The sequence below is a fragment of the Acidomonas methanolica genome (assembly GCF_004346035.1).
Taxonomy (GTDB): domain Bacteria; phylum Pseudomonadota; class Alphaproteobacteria; order Acetobacterales; family Acetobacteraceae; genus Acidomonas; species Acidomonas methanolica.
The window spans coordinates 56,530-72,274 of sequence record NZ_SLZN01000015.1 but is presented as its reverse complement, the minus strand read 5'-3'; the positions used below and the strand labels follow the sequence as shown (position 1 = coordinate 72,274).

At 67.1% G+C, this 15,745-nt stretch carries 17 protein-coding genes and 2 pseudogenes; 2 read left to right on the top strand and 17 right to left on the bottom strand.

Annotation, left to right across the window (positions count from 1 at the left end; all coding sequences use genetic code 11):
• Window positions 1–112: 112 nt before the first annotated feature.
• The 3 genes from EDC31_RS11515 to EDC31_RS11505 are packed head-to-tail and all read right to left on the bottom strand — an operon-like array spanning window position 113 to window position 2,209.
• Window positions 113–1,078: an NAD-dependent epimerase/dehydratase family protein gene (locus tag EDC31_RS11515; RefSeq protein WP_042061411.1), complete on the bottom strand. Its 966-nt coding sequence runs from the start codon at window positions 1,076–1,078 to the stop codon at window positions 113–115.
• Window positions 1,079–1,087: 9 nt separating this feature from the next.
• Entirely contained in the window at window positions 1,088–1,528 is a 441-nt protein-coding gene (locus tag EDC31_RS11510; RefSeq protein WP_239641744.1) for a DUF192 domain-containing protein, read from the bottom strand.
• Between the two features lie 39 nt (window positions 1,529–1,567).
• Entirely contained in the window at window positions 1,568–2,209 is a 642-nt protein-coding gene (locus tag EDC31_RS11505) for an MBL fold metallo-hydrolase (protein WP_042061408.1), read from the bottom strand.
• 163 nt (window positions 2,210–2,372) lie between these two features.
• Between EDC31_RS11505 and EDC31_RS11500 the strand changes: the two genes are divergently transcribed.
• Window positions 2,373–2,723, top strand: a complete 351-nt coding sequence (locus tag EDC31_RS11500; RefSeq protein WP_042061406.1) for a RidA family protein — start codon at window positions 2,373–2,375, stop codon at window positions 2,721–2,723.
• 214 nt (window positions 2,724–2,937) lie between these two features.
• The gene (locus EDC31_RS11495) at window positions 2,938–3,618 is read left to right on the top strand and encodes a CHAP domain-containing protein (protein WP_042061403.1); all 681 of its coding nucleotides are present in this window, start codon (window positions 2,938–2,940) and stop codon (window positions 3,616–3,618) included.
• A 37-nt stretch (window positions 3,619–3,655) separates the two neighbouring features.
• Here the strand turns inward: EDC31_RS11495 and EDC31_RS11490 are convergent, their stop codons facing one another.
• The 14 genes and pseudogenes from EDC31_RS11490 to rfaD all read right to left on the bottom strand — a co-directional run bounded on the left by EDC31_RS11490 (window position 3,656) and on the right by rfaD (window position 15,670).
• Window positions 3,656–4,111, bottom strand: coding sequence for a 23S rRNA (pseudouridine(1915)-N(3))-methyltransferase RlmH (locus EDC31_RS11490; RefSeq protein ID WP_042061400.1), 456 nt, complete (start codon window positions 4,109–4,111; stop codon window positions 3,656–3,658).
• A gap of 1 nt (window position 4,112) precedes the next feature.
• Window positions 4,113–4,559 (bottom strand): annotated as a pseudogene (rsfS, locus tag EDC31_RS18175) (ribosome silencing factor); the annotation flags it as partial.
• A 135-nt stretch (window positions 4,560–4,694) separates the two neighbouring features.
• Window positions 4,695–5,306, bottom strand: a pseudogene (locus tag EDC31_RS18170) (nicotinate-nucleotide adenylyltransferase); the annotation flags it as partial.
• A gap of 2 nt (window positions 5,307–5,308) precedes the next feature.
• A complete protein-coding gene (locus EDC31_RS11480; RefSeq protein ID WP_132127059.1) occupies window positions 5,309–6,586 on the bottom strand; it encodes a glutamate-5-semialdehyde dehydrogenase in 1,278 nt (425 codons plus the stop codon).
• Entirely contained in the window at window positions 6,534–7,748 is a 1,215-nt protein-coding gene (gene ada, locus EDC31_RS11475; protein ID WP_081797385.1) for a bifunctional DNA-binding transcriptional regulator/O6-methylguanine-DNA methyltransferase Ada, read from the bottom strand. The genes EDC31_RS11480 and ada overlap by 53 nt, the downstream gene beginning before the upstream one ends.
• Before the next feature lie 123 nt (window positions 7,749–7,871).
• Complete coding sequence (gene ychF / locus EDC31_RS11470; RefSeq protein ID WP_042055678.1) at window positions 7,872–8,966, bottom strand: redox-regulated ATPase YchF; 1,095 nt, start codon at window positions 8,964–8,966, stop codon at window positions 7,872–7,874.
• Between the two features lie 34 nt (window positions 8,967–9,000).
• Window positions 9,001–9,573: an aminoacyl-tRNA hydrolase gene (gene pth, locus EDC31_RS11465; RefSeq protein ID WP_042055709.1), complete on the bottom strand. Its 573-nt coding sequence runs from the start codon at window positions 9,571–9,573 to the stop codon at window positions 9,001–9,003.
• A 21-nt stretch (window positions 9,574–9,594) separates the two neighbouring features.
• The gene (locus EDC31_RS11460) at window positions 9,595–10,236 is read right to left on the bottom strand and encodes a 50S ribosomal protein L25/general stress protein Ctc (RefSeq protein WP_042055707.1); all 642 of its coding nucleotides are present in this window, start codon (window positions 10,234–10,236) and stop codon (window positions 9,595–9,597) included.
• A 178-nt stretch (window positions 10,237–10,414) separates the two neighbouring features.
• Complete coding sequence (locus EDC31_RS11455) at window positions 10,415–11,005, bottom strand: histidine phosphatase family protein (protein ID WP_042055675.1); 591 nt, start codon at window positions 11,003–11,005, stop codon at window positions 10,415–10,417.
• Between the two features lie 21 nt (window positions 11,006–11,026).
• The gene (locus tag EDC31_RS11450; RefSeq protein ID WP_042055673.1) at window positions 11,027–11,962 is read right to left on the bottom strand and encodes a ribose-phosphate pyrophosphokinase; all 936 of its coding nucleotides are present in this window, start codon (window positions 11,960–11,962) and stop codon (window positions 11,027–11,029) included.
• Between the two features lie 151 nt (window positions 11,963–12,113).
• Window positions 12,114–13,031: a hypothetical protein gene (locus EDC31_RS11445; RefSeq protein ID WP_042055671.1), complete on the bottom strand. Its 918-nt coding sequence runs from the start codon at window positions 13,029–13,031 to the stop codon at window positions 12,114–12,116.
• Window positions 13,032–13,051: 20 nt separating this feature from the next.
• Window positions 13,052–13,852 carry a polyphenol oxidase family protein gene (locus EDC31_RS11440; protein WP_042055669.1) on the bottom strand — a complete coding sequence of 267 codons (801 nt, stop codon included), beginning with the start codon at window positions 13,850–13,852 and terminating at the stop codon, window positions 13,052–13,054.
• Entirely contained in the window at window positions 13,845–14,672 is an 828-nt protein-coding gene (lgt, locus tag EDC31_RS11435; protein WP_042055666.1) for a prolipoprotein diacylglyceryl transferase, read from the bottom strand. The genes EDC31_RS11440 and lgt overlap by 8 nt, the downstream gene beginning before the upstream one ends.
• Window positions 14,669–15,670 (bottom strand): ADP-glyceromanno-heptose 6-epimerase, encoded by a 1,002-nt coding sequence (gene rfaD, locus EDC31_RS11430; RefSeq protein WP_042055663.1) that lies wholly within the window; start codon window positions 15,668–15,670, stop codon window positions 14,669–14,671. The genes lgt and rfaD overlap by 4 nt, the downstream gene beginning before the upstream one ends.
• Window positions 15,671–15,745 lie beyond the last annotated feature (75 nt).

The following is a 15,745-nucleotide window of genomic DNA, read 5'->3' as shown; positions in this document are numbered from 1 at the left end:
CTGATTTCACTCAGAAAACCCAGAGAAACCTCAGCCCCCCTCGTCGGTAGCGGGCTTTTACGAGCACTCACACCAAAGCGTCAATGGAAAAAATGCATGTGCCGGATTTTTTTCAGCCGACCTCATGATACGCCCGGAACCACGCCACGAAACGAGCGACGCCTTCCTCCAGCGAAACCTGCGGTTTCCAGCCCGTCAGCGCCTCGATCGCACTTACGTCGGACCATGTCGCCTCCACATCGGCGCGCGGGCGCGGCTTCTCCTGAATGCGCGCCACGCGGCCGAGTTCCGATTCGAGCAATGCGATCAGGCGGCGCACCGGGGCCGGATTGTCACTGCCGAGATTGAGAATCCGCGCTTGCTGCGGCGGCAAATCCAGCACGCCGACGATTCCCCGCACGATATCATCGACATAGGTGAAATCCCGCACGAGCCCGTCGCCTTCGTACAGCGTCAACAACTCGCCCGTCGCGATCGCCTGCGCGAAATGATAATATGCCATGTCCGGCCGGCCCCACGGCCCGTAAGCGGTGAAGAACCGCAAACCCGTCTGAGGCACCCCATAAAGATGGGCATAAGCATGAGCGGTGAGTTCGCCCGTGCGCTTGGTGACGGCATAGAGGGAACTGGGCTGGTCCACCGCATCCGATTCGCGAAAGGGCAGCGTGGCGTTCAGGCCGTAGACCGAAGACGACGACGCATACACCACGTGCTTCAGATGCGGCAGCGCGCGCGCCGCTTCCAGCAACACCACATGGGCCATGACATTCGCGGTCACGTAGGCGCAGGGATCGAGCAATGAATGCCGCACGCCGGCCTGGGCCGCGAGATGCACGATATGGGAGATCTCGCGCCGCTCCTCGAACAGCGCCGCGACTCCGGCCGTATCGCTCAGATCCAGCCGCCGGAATGTGAAGCCCGTCCGCGGAGCAAGCCGCGCGAGCCGCGCCTCCTTCAGCGCCGGATCGTAATAGTCATTGAGATTATCGACGCCGAGCACATCATGTCCGGCGGCAAGCAGCGATTCCGCGACGTGATATCCGACGAACCCCGCCGCGCCTGTGACGAGAACCGTCATGTCACGCCGTCAATGCCCGGCCGGCAACGCGGAAGAGATCACGCGGTCGCCCACCTCGATCCCAAGCGTGCGCGCCGTGCCTCCGGCAAGTTCCAGCGTCGTGGCGACCGGCCCGTGGCTGCTGATGACCGCCTCGCTCAGCGGAACGGCATCCTCCGCGATCGCGTGAATGCGATTGTCGCCGTCGATGAAGAGCATATCGAGCGGCACAAGCGTATTACGCATCCACATGTCCGATTCCTGCGGCATGGGCCAGAGGAAGAGCATCCCGCCATCGGCGGGCACGGCCTTGCGGAACATCTCTCCGACCTCCTGCTGCCGCGCCGTCCTGGCCAGTTCGACCGAGAAGACATGATTCTTGCCGTCCCGCGTCACGATCGTCAGGGGCGCGCGCGGCAATACCGCCTGCGGACCCTCGGCCCAAACCGGAGCGGGCGCCCAGAGCGCCATCAGGCCGATCACCGCACGCAGCGTTCTCATGCTGTCTCCTCAGACGAGAAAAGGATTGCTCTGCCGCTCGCGACCGATCGTCGTCGGCATCCCGTGCCCGGGCAGAACGGTCGTATCATCAGGCAGAGTCAGAAGCACCGTGCGGATTCCGTCAAGCAACGCCTGGGGATCGCCATAGGGGAAATCCGTGCGCCCGACCGTTCCGGCGAAGAGCGTGTCCCCCACGATCGCCAGCCTGTCCTCCGGGCTGAGAAACACCACATGGCCGGGCGCATGACCGGGAAGATGCGCGACGCGAATCCGCCGCCCCAGCAGTTCGAGCCCCTCGCCATCGTCGAGAAACCGATCCGGATGCGCGTTTTTCAGCCCGACAAGGCCGAACCCCGCCGCCTGCGTCTCGATCGCCTCCAGCAGGAACTGATCCCGCCTGTCCGGCCCGAGCAGCGGAACGCGCGCGCCCTGACGCTCGGACAGGCGGTCCCGCAACTCATCCGCGCCGCCGGCGTGGTCGAGATGCCCGTGAGTCAGGAGAATCGCCTCCACCTGGGCATCCCCCAGCGCCGCCAGAATGTCCTCGACATCCCCGCCGGGATCGACCACGACCGCCTTGCCCGTGGCAGGGTCGTCCAGAAGAACGCAGTTCTGACGCAGGGGCGTCACCTGAACCGTTCGAGCCCGCATCTCCTCCACGCCTCCCCAATTGCCTCACGCCCGGCGCCGGGCGATACCGCGCGCGCAGGCGAGGCGCAAGCCGCCGGTTGACCATCCCCACCTGCAAGGACAGAATCGGCCGCATACCGGCCGTCCATTCCATACTCCCACATAATGAAGGAAGCATCCCGCCATGAGCCGCATCATCCGCACCGAACCCGGCCCGATTCTCTCCAAGGTCGTCGAATATCACGGTTTCATCTACACGATGGGCGTCGTCGCACGCGAACTGGACGCCGATTTCAAAACGCAGACGGCCGACGTGCTCGCCCAGCTCGACGCCCTTCTGGAGCAGCACGGCACCGACAATACCCGCCTGCTCCAGGCCCAGATCTGGGTGAAGGACATCAACGATCGGACCGCGCTCAACGAATTGTGGACGGCATGGCTGCCCGAAGGCCAGGCCCCGGCCCGCGCCTGCGTTCAGGCCGTGATGGCGGACCCGCGCGTGCTGGTCGAGATCATGGTTGTCGCAACGCGATGACACGCGTCAAAGGTTTTTGAGCAACAAACCCGTTGCTCAAAAACAACATCGAAAACCAAAAAAGGGTTGCGCCAGCATCTTGTCAGGGTTGCATGAACCCTGTTAGCTTTCCGTAATGTAAAGGCCATTCGGAACAGGAACACCATTCGTGATGCAGAGAAGTCGCCTGAAATCGTCGCGTGGACCCGTTTTCGCTTCTCTGACTCTCTGCTCCATGGTTCTGGGTCTTCTCGCTCCGAAGGCTGAGGCACGGCACCACAGCGCGCATCATCGCGCCGTCGCCCAGCATGGCCATGCGACGCACCATTATCGCCGCGTGGCCTCGGCCCGGCATTCCGGCGGTCATGTCATTCAATGCGTCGCCTTCGCCAAATCGGCCTCCGATGTCGTCCTCAGGGGCAATGCCGCCGACTGGTGGTATAACGCGCGCGGCGTCTATGCGCGCGGCCAAGCCCCCGAGCCGGGATCGGTGCTGAATTTCCGCGCCATCCGCCGGATGCCACTCGGTCACGTCGCGGTGGTCAGGGAAGTCGAAAACAGCCGTTCGATCATCATCGATCATTCTCATTGGGGTCAGCGCGGCATCGCGCGCCATGTGCGCGTGGTCGACGTGTCCCCCAACAACGACTGGTCGGCGGTCCGCATCGCTCTCAGCGATCATGGCCGTTTCGGCAGTATCTACCCGACTTATGGGTTCATCTACGCCCGTCCGGATGACGGCATGATGCTCGCCAACAATACCCGGACCCAGGCGCACGCCCGCTACGCCGCCGCCCATCGTCATTCCGCCGCCGACGAATTCGACGCGCTGCGTCATCCGCTGACCTCGACCGAAGTCGCCGAGGCGCCGGAAGAGGCCCTGCCGATCGACGCGCCGAATCGTTCGATCCGCTGAGCACTCATCCGGCGAAGGCCGCTTCGCCGGAAAGACTCTAGGGACGCGCCTCTCGATGATAGGGATGTCCCGAGAGGATGCTCTGGGCGCGATAAAGCTGTTCCGCCAGCAGACTCCTGACCAGCATATGCGGCCAGGTCAGCCGCCCCAGTGAAAGTGTGGCGTCCGCACGGGCGATGACGCTCGCCTCCAGCCCCTCCGCGCCGCCAATGACGAAGCAGAGCGGCCTGCCGCCGCCGAGCCAGCGTTCGAGCAGACCCGCGAATGCCGCGCTGTCCGGCCGCGCGCCCCCTTCGTCGAGCGCGACAACGAAGCTTGATGCCCCGCACGCCGCCAGAATCGCCTGAGCGTCCTTGCGCCGCACCTCGGCGACGGAGCCCTTCGCATCGGGAATCTCGACCAGCTCCAGCCGGGGCCGCAGACGCACGGCATAACGCTCGAACAATTCCCGCTCCGGGCCGCTTTTCATGCGCCCGACAGCGACCAGCTTCATGTCAGAGCGTCGTCACCGAGTCATCGTCGGAGTCGAGATCCGCGCCCCACATGCGCTCCAGCGCATAAAGCATGCGGCTTTCCGGCTTGAAAAGATGCACGACGACATCGCCGATATCAATCAACACCCAGTCCGAGCCGTTGGCGCCCTCGATCAGCACGCGCTTGATCCCGGCATCCTCGGCCAGCTTGCGTTCGAGGTGCTGGGCCATGGCGCTGATCTGACGGTCCACCAGGCCGGTGGCGATCACCATGCGGTCGGCGAAGCTGGCGCGGCCGGTGAGGTCGAGCACGACGATATCCTCGGCCTTGTCATCGGCAAGGCTCGCCGTGACGACGGCGACGACGGCGTCCAGCGCGTCGCGCGCGGCCGCTTCGCGCGTGACCTTCTGTCCGCGTTTGGGCCCCGCGACGGCGGCCTTCTTCCGCGGTGTGCCGGGTGCCTTCGCGGCCTCGGCGAGAACGGGGGCGGGCTGGACCGCCCGGGACGCACGCCGGGTCGGCGGCGTCGGCGAATCGGATGGCGACTTTCTGGGGATGGTTCGAACTCCTGCTGGAAGGGTGGCTCGCAATGCAGCGGTTATGCCCGAATCGCGCAATGCAGTCGCCGATATACCGTTCTGTGGGGCAGGAAGAAAAGTCCAGGATTTTCCGCCGCGCCATGCGAGAATCGGCGCTTCCCGCGCCGGCCGCCGCCAGCGACGCAGGGCATGGGCCGCCTGCCCGTCCAGCGCCCGTATGGTGCTGCCCGGCCGCGGCACCACGGCGATCGCGACCATCGCCGCAATCCGCTTCCAGTCCCGCCAGTGATGAAACGATGCGAGGTTGTCGGCGCCCATCAGCCAGACGAAACGCACTTCCGGAAAGATCAGCCGCAACCGCGCGATCGTATCCGCCGTATAGCGCGTGCCCAGCCGCGCCTCGATATCCGTCGCAACGATGCGCCGCCCGTCCGCGATCCGCTCCGCGCTGGCCAGCCGATCGGCGAAAATCGCCATGCCTTTCGCCGGCTTCAGCGGATTTCCCGGCGAGACCATCAGCCAGACCTGATCGAGCCCGAGATGACGCAACGCATAGCGCGCGAGTTGCAAATGCCCGTCATGGGCCGGGTTGAACGACCCGCCCAGCAGCCCGATGGTGACACGTCGCCCGTCCCCGAAACGCGGGAGCGGCCCGAAGCGCGGGAACGGCGACAAGGTCAGCCGCGCACCTGCCCGGCCCCCCGGACGTCATAGCGAAAGGTCGTCAGTTGTTCGAGGCCGACCGGGCCGCGCGCGTGCAGCTTGCCTGTCGCGATGCCGATCTCCGCGCCGAAGCCGAACTCCCCGCCGTCGCAGAACTGCGTCGAGGCGTTCCACATCACCACCGCGCTGTCCGTCCCGTTCAGGAAACGCTCGGCCACGGCGGCGTCCTCGGTGATGATCGCCTCGGTATGGTTGCTGCTGAAGCGCGCAATATGCGCCAGCGCGCCCTCGACGCCGTCCACCACGGCGATGGAGAGCTTCGCGTCCAGCCATTCCGTCGCAAAATCCTGTGCCGTCGCGGGCGGCAATTCCGGCAGGATCGCCCGCGCACGGTCATCGGCGACGAACCCGCACCCTCTTTCGCGCAGATCCGCCACCAGCACGGGCAGCAGCGCAGGCGCGATCGCCCGGTCGATCAGCAACGTCTCCGTCGCGCCGCAGATCCCCGTGCGGCGCATCTTCGCATCGGCCAGCACGCGCCGCGCCATCTCCGGGTCGGCCGCGCCGTCCACATAGGTATGGCAGAGCCCTTCGGCATGGGCGAGCACCGGCACGCGAGCCTCCCGCAAGACCCGCTCGACCAGCGATTTGCCGCCGCGCGGGATGATGAGATCAATGCCCCCCACCGCCGCCAGCATCGCCCCGACATGCGCCCGATCCGCATCCGGTGCGATCTGCACGCAGGCTTCCGGCAGTCCCGCGACGCGCAATCCCGCCTCGATCGCCGCCTGAATCGCCCGCGCCGAGTGCAGGCTTTCCGAGCCACCGCGCAGGATCACGGCATTACCCGACTTGATACACAGCCCGGCCGCATCCGCCCCGACATTCGGGCGGCTCTCATAGATCATGCCGATCACGCCGATCGGCACCGCGACCCGGCGTAGCTTCAACCCGTTGGGGCGCTCCCACGCCGCCAGCACGCGCCCCACCGGATCGGGCAAATCGGCAATGTCCTCCAACCCCCTGGCCATCGCCTCGATGCGGGCCGGCGTGAGCGTCAGCCGGTCCCGGAACGCGGCGGAGGCGGTCGACGCCGCCAGATCCGCCGCGTTGGCCGCCAGAATCTCTTCCTCCCGCGCCCTCAACGCCGCCGCCGCCGCCCGCAACGCCTCGTCCCGTCGCGCGCGCGGCGCCGTGGCCAGCGCCCGCGCCGCCGCCCGCGCCGGAGCGATCAGGGCATCAATCCCGGTGCTCTCTCTCTCGGCGCTCAACGTCTGACTCTGGCTGCCCATGGCTTCCTCCCCGGTCTGCGGGTCGATAATCCAGCATTCCCGACGCCGGAACGCAACTGCGGACCGTACGCAGGGCCGAGCCCCGCGTATCCTGCGCCTGTTCCGCTTCCCGATCGAGCAGCGCCCGCTTGCGTGCGATTCCCCAGCGATATCCCGCCAGCGCGCCGTCCGCCCGGACGACCCTGTGACACGGAATGACGACGGCCAGGGCGTTCGCGCCGCAAGCCCGCGCCACCGCGCGTACCGCCGACGGTGCGCCGAGTGCCTGCGCGATCTCCGCGTAGCTGGCGGTCGCGCCGGGCGGCAGCGTCGTCAACACCTGCCAGACCCGCTGCTGAAACGCCGTCCCGCGCACATCCAAAGGCAAATCGAACCCGAGCCGGGGCATGTCCACGAACTGCGCCACCTTCACAACGAGCGCGCCGAATTCCGGATCGCCGCCGACCAGCCGCGCCGCCGGGAAACGATCCTGAAGATCCCTGACCAACGCATCGGGATCGTCGCCGAGAAAGATCGCGCAGACGCCCTTTCCCGTAGCGGCGACGAGAAGGACGCCGAGCGACGAGTCGCCGCGCGCGAAACGGATCACCTCCCCCTTGCCGCCCGCGCGATAGCTGCGCGGCGTCATGCCGAGCATCGCCTCCGCCTGCGCGTAGAAACGACTTCCCGATCCGAAACCGGCATCATAAACCGCATCCACCACCTGTTCCGCCCCGGGAAGACTGTCCCGCAACCTGCGGCCGCGATGCGCCGCCGCATAGCCGCGTGGCGTCAGCCCGGTCATGCTCTTGAAAAGACGATGGAAATAAGTCGGACTCAACCCCGCCTCGCGGGCCAGAACCGCCAGCGGCGGCACGTTCTCGGCGGATTCGATCGCCCGGCAGGCCGATGCGACCAGCCGCGCCTGCGGGTGCCCGGACGCGCAAAGCTCCGGTCGGCAGCGTTTGCACGGGCGGAAGCCGGCTGCCTCCGCCCCCGCGCTGCCGGCATAGAATTCCACATTCTCCGGACGGGCCCGCCGCGCCGGACAGCTTGGACGGCAATAAATCCCCGTCGTGCGCACGGCGTAACAGAACGTCCCGTCGGCCGAGCGATCACGAGCGACCACCGCCGTCCAACGCGGATCGCCGGTCGTCTCGCGCGCCGTTTCGCAGATCGTCATCTCGCCCTCCCTGATGGTCGCGCGATCACTCTACAAAAATCGCCGCCCGGCAGACGTCCCGAAACTTGCGCTCAAACTTTCCCCGAATGACTCAGCGCGACGACGATCCACGCCGCCCCTGTTTCACACGTTGAATCGGAACAGCAGCACATCGCCGTCCTGCACGACATAGTCCCGGCCCTCGATGCGCAGCTTGCCCGCCTCTTTCGCGCCCGCCTCGCCGCCGAAAGCGATGTAATCGTCATAGGCAACCGTCTCGGCCGCGATGAATCCCCGCTCGAAATCATTGTGGATCACCGCCGCCGCCTGCGGCGCCTTCGTGCCCGCCGTGATCGTCCAGGCGCGCGTTTCCTTCGGCCCGACGGTGAAATAGGTGCGCAGCCCCAGCAGCGCATACCCGGCGGCGATCACACGATCGAGGCCGGAATCATGCAGCCCCAACCCTTCGAGGAACTCGGCCCGCTCCTCCATCGGAAGTTGCGACACCTCGGCCTCGATCGCCGCCGAGACGATGACCACGGCCGCGCCCTGCGCCGCAGCCATGGCTTTCACCGCCTCGGAATGGCGGTTGCCGGTGGAGGCCGCGCCTTCCTCGACATTGCAGACATACAGCACGGGCTTGGTCGTCATGAGCTGAAGGCGACGGACGACCTCGTCCTCCCCCGCCGGGATCGCAGTGCGCGCGGCGCGCCCTTCGCGCAGGGCGGCGATCAGCGGCCCGATCACGGCGAGCTGGGCCTGGGCCTCGCGGTCATTGCCCCGCGCGCGCTTCGTCAGGGCCGGCTCGCGCTTTTCGAGGCTTTCGAGATCGGCCAGCATCAGCTCGGTCTCGATGATCTCCGCATCGCGGACCGGGTCGACACCGCCCTCGACATGGGTGATGTCGTCATCCTCGAAGCAGCGCAGCACGTGGATGATCGCATCCACCTCGCGGATATTGGCGAGGAACTGGTTGCCGAGCCCCTCCCCCTTCGACGCGCCGCGCACGAGGCCCGCGATATCCACGAATTCGAGACTCGTCGGCAGGATCTTCTGCGACTTGCCGATCTCCGCCAGCTTCCGGAGCCGGGCGTCCGGCACCGCCACGCGGCCGATATTCGGCTCGATGGTGCAGAAAGGGTAATTGGCCGCCTGCGCCGCCGCCGTCTCGGTCAGCGCGTTGAACAGCGTCGATTTCCCGACATTCGGCAGACCGACGATGCCGCAATTGAACCCCATCAGCGTTTCTCCCCGCGTCTCGCCGCCCGTTTTGTCATGCCCTGCTCGTCAGGGCCAGTTTCGTCATGAAGGCCTCGGGCTCGCCCCCGGCCAGACATGGCGCGCAGTCCGCCACCGCATCGAGCAGCCTCTCCAGCTCATCCTGTTCGCATTTGGCGAAATCGCCCAGCACATGGCCGGTGACACGCTCCTTCGCCCCCGGATGGCCGATGCCGAGGCGCACACGCTGGTAATTAGGATCGCCCAGGCATTTATCCATCGAGCGCAAGCCGTTATGGCCCGCCGCGCCGCCGCCGCGCTTCACGCGCACCTTGCAAAAGGCGAGATCCAGCTCGTCATGGAAGGCCGTGATATCGGCCACCGGAATCTTGAAGAAATGGGCGGCCTGCTGCACGCTCTCGCCGGAAAGATTCATATAGGTCATCGGCTTGAGGAGCAGAATCTTCTGTCCGCCGATGGAGCCCTCCGCCGTCTCGCCCCTGAACCGGCTGCGCCATGGCGAGAAACCGTGGCGCGCGGCGATCCGATCGACCGCCATGAACCCGATATTGTGGCGCTGCCGCCGCATCCCGGGCTCGGGATTCCCCAGCCCGACCCAGAGCAGCAGCGCCGCCATAGCAGTCCGGTCTTACTTCTTCTTGCCGCCCGCGGCTTCCGCCGCCGCCGCGGCCTTGGCCTCTTCCTCGGCGACCATCTCGGCATCGACGGTCGGCGGCGCGACGGTCGCGATCACGAAGTTCGGGATCTGGATCGTCGGCACGACATGCTCCGTACCCGTCAGATCGTCCCAGCGCACATTGTCATGAATGTCGAGGGTGGACACGTCGACCGTGAAGCTCTCGGGAATGTGGTCCACATCGGCCAGCACCTCGATCGAGTGCCGCACGACGTTCAGCACGCCGCCCCGCTTGATGCCGGGGGCCTTGTCCTCGCCGACGACATGCACGGCGACCGTGACATGCACGCGCTCGCCAGCCGCAAGGCGCTGGAAGTCGATATGGATCGGCGTGTCGCTCACCGGATGAAGCTGCACCTCGCGCATGACGGCGCGGATGGCCTGACCGTCGAGCGGCAGGCTATAGAGGCGCGAACGCCAACCGCCGCGATGCATTTCCTTCATGATCACGCGGGGGTCGATCTGAATGAGGGCAGGCTCCTGCTTGCCGCCATAGATCACGCCGGGAACGAGACCGGCACGCCTCACCGCGCGCGCTGCCCCCTTACCAGCCTTCGCGCGCGTCGAGACTTCGAGAGTCGTCAGTTGGGTCACTTCATGCTCCTGAAACGGTTGCGCGCCAGCCTCCAGGGGTGCCGACGCGAAGCGCGCGCCATAGCGGAAAACGGACGGGCGCGCAAGGCGTTCCTCGCGTCCGCCATGCCCCGGACTGCATGTCGGGCTTCCCCGGAACAAGCGGACGAGCCCGCTGGCGGAACCGGGTCGGAGGGGATTATTCCTCGTAAACCGTCATGGTCCATTCCGGCGACGCCGGGGTGAGATAGAGCGGCACCGCGTTCGCCAGACGCACGTTCGGCGCCATTCCCATGGCTGAACGGAGCGAGCGGAACACCCCGCCATGGGCGACGATCAGCGGCAAACCCTCGCCCGCCTCCAGCGCACGATTCACGGCGCGCACCACGCGCATGCGCAGATCGGCGAACCGCTCCGCACCCTCGGGTGTGAATTCCCCCGCGATCCAGGGATCGTACCACGTGCCCATCGGCTCGCCTTCCTGCACGCCGAAACACACCTCGATGAGATCGTCGTCGGTCGTCAGAGGCAGCACCACCCCGCTCGCCCGCGCGATGGCGTCCCGCGCTTCCTCCGCCGTCCGCAGCGCACGGGACAGCGGGGACGAGACGATGCGCGCGATCGGCGTCGCCCCGTCGCGCCAGTGCCGCGCCACGCGCTGCGCGGCGGCGACGGCCTGCGCCTCCCCCGTGGCGTTGAGCGGCACGTCCGTCCGTCCTTGCGACAGATCACGCGCGTTCCAGTCGGTCTGACCGTGACGCAGATACCAATAGGGGCGGGCAAGCAGCATGCGGGAACGCTCCGGAAGGATTTAGTCGAACAGCGAGGAGACCGAACTTTCATCCGCGACCGCGCTCATCGCGCGCGCAAGCAGATTGGCCGTGCTGATCTGACGGATATTGGGCACGGACTCCATTCCCGGCCGCGCGGGAATCGAATCCGTCAGCGTGAGCATGGTCAGCGGCGAGGCGGCGATCCGCTCCAGCGCATTGCCGGTCAGCACGCCGTGGGTGACATAGGCCTCCACCCCCGCCGCGCCGTTTTTCACCAGAGCGTCCGCCGCGTTGCAGAGCGATCCGCCGCTATCGACGATATCATCCACCAGAATGCAATATCGTCCCGTCACATCGCCGATGACGTTCATCACTTCCGAGACACCCGCCCGCTCGCGCCGCTTGTCGATGATGGCGAGATCCGTGTTGTCCAGCCGCGTGGCGAGCTGACGCGCGCGGATCACCCCCCCGACATCGGGCGAGACGATCATGATATCCCGCTCCGGATGCCGCGCCAGGATATCGCGCTTGAACAACGGGGCGGCATAGAGATTATCGACGGGAATATCGAAGAAGCCCTGGATCTGCATCGCATGCAGATCCATCGTCAGAATGCGGTTCGCCCCGGCCTCGACCAGCAGATTCGCCACCAGCTTGGCGCTGATCGGGGTGCGCGGCCCGGATTTGCGGTCCTGCCGCGCATAGCCGAAATATGGCATCACCGCCGTGATGCGCCGCGCCGAGCCGCGCCGCAGCGCGTCGAGCATGATGAGCAGCTCCATGAGATTGTCGTTCGTCGGCGCGCAGGTGCTCTGGATGACGAACACATCCTCGCCGCGCACGTTCTCATGGATTTCGACGAAGATCTCCGCATCGGCGAAGCGGCGCACCGACGCGTTGCAGAGCGGCAGGTGCAATTCCTGCGCCACCTCGTTCGCCAGGGCCGGATTGCTGTTACAGGCTACGATCTTCATCGGACGGGCTCCGGTGCGGGAGGCTGGGCCACGTGGAGGCGGCCATGATCTGGCGGCCTTCTAGCAACCCTGCCCCCCGGAGTCACCGCCCGCGTGATGCGATTGTGAAGGCGTTGTTGCAGCCCGGCCATGCTCTGACGCGTTGTCATGGTCATGACCCCTGCGGCGCGGGCTTGTGATCGCGTCCCGAATAGCCGGAAATGATCTGCCGCACGCCCCCGGCGGCTTCCGCCGCCGCGACCGCCGCCACATCGCCCCAGGCGTGATCGAGCGAATGGGCGTCGATCTCATGCAACTGCGTGGCGGCGCCCGCTTCCTTCCCGTCCGCCGCCACGACATGCCAGGCCAGTTCGATCCGCTGCTGGGGATGGCCCGTCGTCCCGGCCGGTTCGTCGGCGAGGGTGACGACGCAGCGCACGGTGTAGTCCGCCCCCTTCGGTTCCCTGGCCAGCATGTCCCTCGGGTCGGGGAAGGAGGTCACGAAAGCCTGCGCCAGCGCGACATTCCCATCCCCCGGCGCGCCGGTGACTCCGGCGAACCAGACCCGCGCCGGACGACGCATCAGACTGTTCGGGTCCGCCGCCATCATCGCGGCCTGAATCCCCGTCAGCGTCGCCGCGACCTGCGGCGCCACCGCCTGCGCATTTGCCGCCAGCACGGCGGGATCTCCCGCGATCCAGGGCGCCGCGGGCAAGAGCGGGCCGTCCGCATGGCCCCGCTCCTGGCCTTTGGGCGTGATGACGACAAAATGCGGGATCACGTTCTCGCCCTGCCGCGTCGCGGTCAGTTTCAGCCACCAGTCGCCGGGACGAACGGCCTGCGCCTCGGCGGGGACCGACTGGCCGAGCATGGCCTGCGCCATGTCGTGCGACCAGAGGGCCGCCGCCCTGTCGTTCAATAGCGCGCCGGTCGGCGCGGGCACGGCCAGCCGGGCAGGCGGCGCGTTGCTCCTCACCAGCCGCCGCGCCTCGTTCCCCGGATCGGCGAAGGGATGCGGCATGTCGAAACACCCGCCCAACGTCAGCGCCCACGGCAGAAGCAGGAGCAGGGGAAGGCCCCGCCGCGTCATCCGTCTTGCCCGGCTCCTTTTCATCTCCATCGCGCGCGAATCGCAGAAATCTGATGGCCGATCACCCCGCCGCCGGCCAGAACCCGCCGCCGGTGGCTGAAGAACCGGCCGGGATCGCGCAGCGTGTCCAGCCCCACCGCGCCGATCCGCCTCAGCCCCGCGCGCCGCAGACGCCCGAGCACATAGCCGGGCAGATCGAAGAGAAAGTGACCGTGCCGCGTCGCCGGGCCGAAACAGGACGCGCCCTGAGGATCAAGCGCCAGCGCCGCCCGGCGCATGTCCTCTCCCACCTCATACACCGACGGGCCGATGCAGGGCCCGACCACCGCCGCGATCTCCCGCGCGCCAAGGTCGCGCATCGCCGCGACCGTCGCCTCCAGTACGCCGCCGCATGCGCCGCGCCAGCCCGCATGCGCCGCGCCGACCACCAGACCCTCCCCTCGGCCCCCTTCCGCCGCGAACAGCACCGGGGCGCAATCCGCCGTCACCACCCCGATGGCCAGCGCCGGATCATCCGTCACCAGCGCGTCGCCCTGCGGTCCGCGCCCGCTGCGCCAGTGCGCCGCGCCCCGGCGAAGCACCACGACATCGGCCGAATGCACCTGCGTCAGCCCGAGCAGCGCCCCGGGCTCCACGCCCAGCGCGGCCGCGACGCGCGCCCGGTTCGCCGCCACGTCCTCCACCCGGTCCTGTGAGGAAATGGAGCAGTTCAGGCTGGCATAAGGCCCCTGCGACACCCCACCGCGCCGGGTGAAGAACCCGTGCGCCACATCGCCCAGCGCCTCCCCGCGCATGAACCATCCCCGGGGCCCCTCAGCCATGAGCGGCCGCCAGACGCGGATGCCGCACCGCCCAGATCATCAGCCCGATCCCGACGAAGGCCATGGGAATGCACAGAACCTGCCCCATCGTCGTACCGAAGGGCAGGAAGCCGAGAAAACTGTCCGGCTCGCGGAAGAATTCGCAGAAGCTGCGCGCCACGGCGTACCCGAACAGGAACAGCCCGGCGCCGAAGCCCGGCCGCTCCCGCACCCAGGGCCGGCTGACGGCGAAGAGCGTCACGCAGAGCAGCAGCACGCCCTCCGTCAGCGCCTCGTACAGTTCCGAAGGATGACGGGGAATCGGCCCTCCGCGCGGGAACACCATGGCCCATGGCAGATCCGCCGGGGCGGGACGCCCCCACAACTCGCCATTCACGAAATTCGCGCACCGCCCGATCCCCAGCCCCAGCGGCACGATCGCCGTGATCCGGTCGGAAAACGCCAGGAAATTCAGCTTCTGCGCCCGGCTGAACAGCACCAGCGCCACGATGACGCCCAGCGCCCCGCCATGGAAGGACATGCCGCCCTGCCACACGCGCAGGATTTCCAGCGGATGCGTCAGATAGAAATCCGGACGATAGAAGAGGACATAGCCCAGCCTCCCGCCCAGAACGACGCCGAGAATGGCCCAGGAGGCGAAGTCGTCCACCTGGACCTGCGTCGCCACCACGGGCTTCAGCGTGCACAGCCGTCGCGCGATCAGCCATCCGGCGACCAGCGAAACGATATAGGCCAGCGCATACCAGCGGATGCCAAACGGCCCGAGATGGATGGCGACAGGATCGAATTGCGGAAAGGGCAGTAAAAACGCGGCGGTCATGCGTTCAATCCCGGATAGCGGAAAAACGGATCATCGGTGGCGAGATACTCCCGCACATAGGCGGCGACTCCCTCCTCAAGCGAGGTGAAGGGCCGCTCGTACCCGGCGGCGCGCAGGCGCGTCAGATCGGCGCAGGTGAAGCACTGGTACTGGCCCCGCAACGCCTCGGGCATGTCGATGAACTCCACCGCGCGCGGGCGTCCCGCCGCGTCGCAGACCGCATGGGCCAGGTCGAGATAGCTCCGCGCCGTCCCCGTCCCGAGATTGAACAGGCCGGAAACACGCGGGTGCTCATAGAGCCAGAGCAACACATCCACCACGTCGCCGACCCAGACGAAATCCCGCTTCTGCTCGCCATCGGGAATATCCGCCCGGTCAGAGCGGAACAGCCGGGCGGGTTCTCCCCGCGCCACCTCGTCATACTTAACTTTCACGACGGAGATCATCCCGCCCTTGTGATATTCGTTCGGCCCATAGACGTTGAAGAATTTCAGCCCGGCCCATTGCGGCGGCATCGCCTCCGCCCGGCCGAGCGCGGACAGCACATGCTGGTCGAAGACCTGCTTGGACCAGCCATAGAGATTGAGCGGCCGGAGCGCGTCGAGTCCGTCCGGCGCGTCGGAGAACTGCTCCGGACGGTCCGCCGCGCCGTAGGTCGCCGCCGAGGAGGCGTAGATGAACCGCACCCCCCTCTCCGCGCACCAGCGCATCAGCTTTTCGGACAGATCGACATTCGTGCGCCAGACCAGATCGCCGTCCCGCGCGGTGGTCGCGCTGATCGCACCCATGTGAAACACCGCCCGCACATCGGGCGCCGCCGCGAGCAACGCGTCCAGATCCTCCGGCGCCACCAGCCTGTCGGGCGCGGCGCGGGCGAGATTGCGCCATTTCCCGCCGTCGCGCAGGCGGTCGACCACGGCGGTGCGTTCGCCCCGCGCCTTCAGCGCCGCGTGAAGACAGGACCCGATGAACCCGGCGCCGCCGGTGACGATAATCATAGACGCTGTATAGGATGCGTTCGCGTTTGCTCCAAGCGCGCGCTTCGCGATGCGCGCGCGGGATTTCGGAAACCT